Consider the following 5,107-nt stretch of genomic DNA (forward strand, 5'->3'; position numbering starts at 1 on the left):
CCATATGCACCAACCAGCAAGTTAAAAGGCAATGTTAACTGCGGAATTGCATTTGTAGATACACCAACCAGGTAATTGGCTTGAAATATAAGTTCGCCCTGGTTTTTGTGCGCATTGTCATGCAAATAATCATACTTATCAAACAGGGTATAAGCAGTACCATTTATAACCGGTAAAATTTCTGCAGCGGCTAAAGCATAATTTTCGGTCTTTTTAAGCGGGAAGCCTGCAGTGGTTAAATAAACGCTGGCTAATAAAGTACGCACCGCGCCTAACGATACCCTGCCGGTTTTATCTGATTCGGGTAAGCCCGATGCCTCCGCGGCTTTAAGGTCGCTGATGATCTGATCATAAACCGCAGCAGTCGCCGCACGTGCCGGATAAAGATCTGGACTACTAATAGTTACAGGAGCAGTAATCAAAGGCACATCGCCGTATAACCTTACCAGGTGATAATAAAAGAATGCCCTTAAAAAATAAGCCTCGCCCAATAACTTCTTTTTATCAGCATCGGCAAACGGAGCAATTGCCGGAATATTGGCAAGTGCTATATTGGCATTCGAAATAGCATTATAACTATTTGACCATACATCCTCAAAACCCGGGTTAACCGCATCTGTACGGTTATTTATAACATTATTGTTGTTCACACTTTGGCCAAGTGATGTGGTATGACCGGCAAAAAGCTCAATTGTTATAAAAGGGCTTTCGCCATAAGCGTCCCCGTTTTGAAACAGGTAAAGTTTTTGGTAAATACCATTAACAAAAGTTTGTGCCTGGCTTGCAGTAGTAAAATAATTACTCTTCACAAAACCACCCTTATTTTGTTCGATAAGGTCTTTTTTGCAACTGCTTATTAATATGGTAAGAATCAGTAACGAATAACCGATCCGATATTTTTTTAAATTAAACTTCATAATAGTATGTTTTAACGTTTAAATTAGAAACTAGCATTTAATCCAAACAAGAAAGTTCTTGGTTTTGGATAATCATAAAACTGAATGCCTTGAGTGAAGTTACTGGTGTTATTCTGACCCTGGGTACCTTGCGTGTATGAGGTATTGTTGTTATAGGTAGAAACTTCAGGATCGTATCCGGTATATTTTGTGATCACAAACAGGTTTTGTCCCTGCAGATATAATCTTAACCTGCTCAATTTCAATTTAGACGTAATTGATTCAGGGAAATTATACCCCAGTGTTACCGCACGGCCGCGTATAAAACTACCGCTTTCAACTTTTGTTGAATATATCTCTGTTTGGTAATAAACATAAGCCGGTCTGTCTTCTGCTATACTGGTATTTTGATTGGTTGGTGTCCAGGCGTTTAATACAGTGGCGTAGCTGTTGGCCTGCCCTGTACGATCCTGACCTGAGTGACGGGTTAAGTTCATGATCTGATTACCATAATTAAATTGCAGATCTACACCCAAATCAACTGCTTTGTAACGGAAAGTGTTACTAAATGTGCCATAACCATCAGGTAAAGATTTACCCAAAATCACCTTATCGGCAGATGTAACTTTACCGTCGCCATTTGTATCCTGAATTTTCAGGTCGCCTGGTAATTTGTTAAATACCGCAGCTTGCGAAGCTTCGGCAGTTCCCCATGTACCCAACACTTTGTAACCATAAAAGCTACCGGCAGGTAAACCTACGCGCATCAGGTTAAATTGCGAAAGGAAAGTTGGACGAAGAAATATATCATCATTTGATGCTCCTAATTGCAATACCTTGTTACTTAGGAATGATATATTAAAGCTTGAGTTCCAGCTAAAGTTATCTGTTTTTACGTTAACGGTATTAATGGTTAACTCAATACCTTTGTTTTGTAACTTGCCTATATTTTTATACACACTGGTAAAACCACTTGTTTCTGGCAGCGGAGCATTAAGCAATAGCGCCTTGGTTCTTTTCAGATATGCATCGGCATCAACAGTAATACGGTTGTTGAACAGACCGAATGAAACGCCTAAATCATATTCAGATGTTTTTTCCCATGACAAATCCTCATTACCAATAGTAGTTTGCTGGGTACCTATCGCCTGTGCATTATTAAATACATAGTTAGTAGTATTTATTTGGGCTTGCGACTGGTACGAACCAATTTCTGAGTTACCTGTTAAGCCATAACTTACTCTGAATTTTAAATCAGAGATAGTTTTATTATCCTTCAGAAAATCTTCCTGTGAAGCTCTCCAGGCCACTGCCGCCGACGGGAAAAATCCGTTTTTTACGTTTGTACCAAAACGCGACGAGCCATCTCTTCTGCCTGTTACTGTTAACAGATACTTATTATCGTACCCATAATTTAGACGGCCAAAAATTGATTCAAACTGATATGCAAGATAATTTGAGCGCGGTATAGCAGGAATTGAGCCGGCACTCAGGTTATAATACTGGTAATAGTTATCGGCCAGGTTACTGGTTGATGCATACACCCCCGTTTGCTGGAAACTTGTTTTTTCATAACCTGCAACCACATTTAATGAATGTACTTTATTAAATATTTTATTGTACGTTGCATAGTTGTCCCATTGCCAGTAAGTATTGTTAGCCTCATCTATTGATGCTGAGCTATATGTTTGGCTTGCTGCAGGCCCACCTACCAAACCACTTTGGAAATGCGGGTTATAATTGGCCGATGTTGTTGCACCAAATACACTACGAAAATCGAGCCCTGGCAAAATACTGATATTGGCATAACCGTTACCGCTAAAAACGCGTGTTTTATATAGCGATTCTATTTCATTTGCCTGTGCTACCGGGTTATCCCCGCCTTCTAAATTCGGATAATCGGTACGCTTTCCATAGGTTCCGTTAGGATATTTAATCGGAATAAACGGAACCATTTCAATTAACATACGGGGGATATTGTTACCTCCGGTACCGTCATCGGCGGTACGTTTATCCTGATTGTTGTAGTTTAATGTGGCCCCAACTTTTAACCATGGTTTAATTTGATTATCAAAAGTTAAACGTACATTATAACGCTTAAGGTAACTGTTTAAAATAATACCTTCGTCATCAGCATAATTAAGGAACAAGCCGTAGTTAATATTATCAGAACCACCCGTAAAGGCAAGGTTATGATTTTGACTAACGGATGTACGGGTTGTTGCTTTTTGCCAATCCACGTCATATAGTGGCTTCAGGTTTGAGTCAAATAATTTACCGATAAGCGGGGTGCGTAATTTTACAGGATCCTGGTCGGCATATTTACCTGCTGCCCAGCCTGTGGGATCATATTTTTTAATATTGGCGTATGATAGATCTTCAATGGCCATATACTGAGCAGAGTTTAATACCGGCAATTCTTTAGCCATATGATTTATAGCAACGTACGAATCATAACTAACTGTGCCCCCTTTTTTGCCTCTTTTTGTAGTTACCAATATTACACCATTTGCACCGCGTGTACCATAAATAGCTGTTGATGATGCATCCTTTAAAACGTCTATTGTTTCAATATCGTTAGGATTAATGGAGTTACCTCCTTCTGTCCAAACAACGCCATCAACCACATACAGAGGATCGGTATTGGTGTTAATTGAGCTATAACCGCGTATACGTATTTTGGTAGCGCCACCTGGTGCTCCAGAGTTTGTTGATACATTTACACCGGCAATYTTACCGGATAATTCCTGCTCAAGATTGGTTTGCGGCCTATCTTGCAATTGTTTGCCGCTAACACTACCAACAGAGCCCGTTAAATCAACACGTTTTTGGGTACCATAACCTACTACAACCACTTCGCTTAAGGCTTTCGGCGACTCTGCCATCAAAACGTTTAAAGTAGATTTACCGCCCACAGGCACTTCCTGACTTGTATAACCAACAAAACTAAATACCAACGTTCCGTTTTCGGGTACATTTAATGTGTACTTACCATTTACGTCGGTTTGCACGCCAACATTAGATCCTTTGATCTTAACGGTTACGCCAGGTAACGGCCCTTTGGCGTCGGATACAGTACCGGATACTTTTATATCAGCAACCGCAGCGATAACGATATCCTTCTTTTTAACCACGATGGTTTCGTCGAATATTTTGTAAGTCAAAGGCTGATCTTTAAAAGCCATATCAAGTGCCTGCTCAAGAGATACACCCGAGACTTCGATATTAATGGATGTGGCTTTGGAAACATCCTGCTTATCATACATAAAATGATAACCGGTTTGTTTTTCTATTGATCTCAGGACTTTTTCGACCGTTGCATTTTTTTGATGCAGGGTAACCACCTGGCTGTAGGTTTTGGCACTCACATTGGTAAGTACCGCTACCATAATAATAACCGTTAGCTTCATAGCTAAAATTATTTTGGATAATTGGGGCCATACCAAAGGCGTGGCCTTAGAATTAAAATTCATAAGTTTGTAGAGTTTGGGTTAAACATTTACTTTCGATTCGTGGATTGTATTTTTTTGGGACCCAGATCATTAGCCGGGTAAGTACTGCGAATACTTCCCGGTTTCTTTTTGGCCGGATTTTCGGCGTTGCCAACTTGCGTGTTGCAACATTTGATAAACCGTTTTACCAATGGGTCCCTCCCTGGGCTAACTTATTTTTTGTATTTCTTCCATCATAGGGTTGTTTAAAGTGAACAATTGGTTGTTTATTATTTAGATTTTATTTGGGCGATGTATGCTAAGGCAATACCGTAATGTGCCTGTCTTCTATTTTAAAATTGATACCCATATATTTAAGCATCCCCATTAATTCTGATGCTTTTACATTGCGCGAGATCCTCCCGGTAAATTCTTTAGAGGGCAATTTGCCGGCAAAGCTTACCTGTACATCGTACCAACGGGCAGCCTGCCTCATAACAGCTTCAATTCCAGCATCCCTAAACTGAAAGATCCCCTCTTTCCAGGCAATAGCATCATCGGCATCGGGATTATCAATTACTTTTATAGGCCCGTTTTGGTTTAGCTGGGCCTGCTGACCAGGCTTTAGCATACTGGTATTTTGGTTATTGCTTATTTTAACCGAGCCTTCTAACAAAGTAGTTTTCATTACGGCCTCATCGTTGTAGGCCATAATATTAAAATGGGTACCTAAAACTTCAACTACGGTGTTGTTAACCTTCACCCTAAATGGCATATGGG

Annotated in this window: 3 protein-coding genes; all 3 read right to left on the reverse strand. The window is 40.1% G+C overall.

Annotation, left to right across the window (positions count from 1 at the left end):
• The coding region (locus AC1DPZ_RS21480; protein WP_477407274.1) for a RagB/SusD family nutrient uptake outer membrane protein at window positions 1–917 on the reverse strand (917 nt) is incomplete at its 3' end.
• Window positions 918–940: 23 nt separating this feature from the next.
• Window positions 941–4,369, reverse strand: coding sequence for a TonB-dependent receptor (locus tag AC1DPZ_RS21485; RefSeq protein ID WP_477407276.1), 3,429 nt, complete (start codon window positions 4,367–4,369; stop codon window positions 941–943).
• 277 nt (window positions 4,370–4,646) lie between these two features.
• Window positions 4,647–5,107, reverse strand: a 461-nt coding sequence (locus AC1DPZ_RS21490) for a FecR family protein (RefSeq protein ID WP_477407278.1), incomplete at its 5' end; no start/stop codon positions are given.

This window comes from Mucilaginibacter sp. P4_G9 (assembly GCF_056400985.1).